The organism is Desulforhopalus vacuolatus (genome assembly GCF_016918505.1).
GTDB classification, from domain to species: Bacteria; Desulfobacterota; Desulfobulbia; order Desulfobulbales; family Desulfocapsaceae; genus Desulforhopalus; species Desulforhopalus vacuolatus.
Genome location: NZ_JAFFPZ010000003.1, coordinates 73,587 through 74,137, shown reverse-complemented (window position 1 = coordinate 74,137; position 551 = coordinate 73,587). Strand labels below are relative to the sequence as shown.

At 45.4% G+C, this 551-nt stretch carries 2 protein-coding genes; both read left to right on the top strand.

The features are described 5' to 3' along the window. Positions 1–77: 77 nt before the first annotated feature. A complete protein-coding gene (locus tag JWG39_RS03055; RefSeq protein ID WP_205217893.1) occupies positions 78–269 on the top strand; it encodes a DUF3467 domain-containing protein in 192 nt (63 codons plus the stop codon). Positions 270–313: 44 nt separating this feature from the next. Next, positions 314–547, top strand: a complete 234-nt coding sequence (locus JWG39_RS03050; protein WP_205217892.1) for a DUF3467 domain-containing protein — start codon at positions 314–316, stop codon at positions 545–547. The last annotated feature ends 4 nt before the right edge of the window (positions 548–551 follow it).

The following is a 551-nucleotide window of genomic DNA, read 5'->3' as shown; positions in this document are numbered from 1 at the left end:
AAATTCTTCGACAACAGGGGAACATGACCTGTCCCCCTGTTGCCGCCCACGGCTCACCAACAATAAGGAGAAAAATAATGAAAGAAGAAAAGGCTCTGGAAGAGAAAAAAGAAGATGCAGCTGAACAGGCCCAAACCAAAATTCGCTGGGACGGTTCAAAAATGCGCTCGACCTATGCCAACGTTTGCAATGTTTCCAGCACTAGGAGGCTGTCCGAGAACGCTCTTTTGCCCGAACTTCTCGTTATTTTCAAAAAACAATGCTCGTAATATCAATAATATAGCTGTTCTCGTTTTTTGAAAATGCCTCGATTTTGGATAAAACGCCTATTCTCGGACAGACTCCTAGAGAAGAAGTAACCCTGCTGTTTGGTACCAACCAGAACTGGCACGCCGGACAGTCAGAGCTCACGGTTGAGCTTTCCGACCGGATTACGGTTAATCCATACGCTGCAAAACGTCTTTCTATCCTTCTGACCAATACCATCGCTGAATATGAGAAGCGATTCGGTAAATTGGAATTGAACTTGCCTGAAAACGCGGAATAGACCC

Bases quoted from the DNA above. Each gene is read 5' to 3' on its own strand.
- JWG39_RS03055 (WP_205217893.1), top strand. From the start codon at position 78: ATGAAAGAAGAAAAGGCTCTGGAAGAGAAAAAAGAAGATGCAGCTGAA.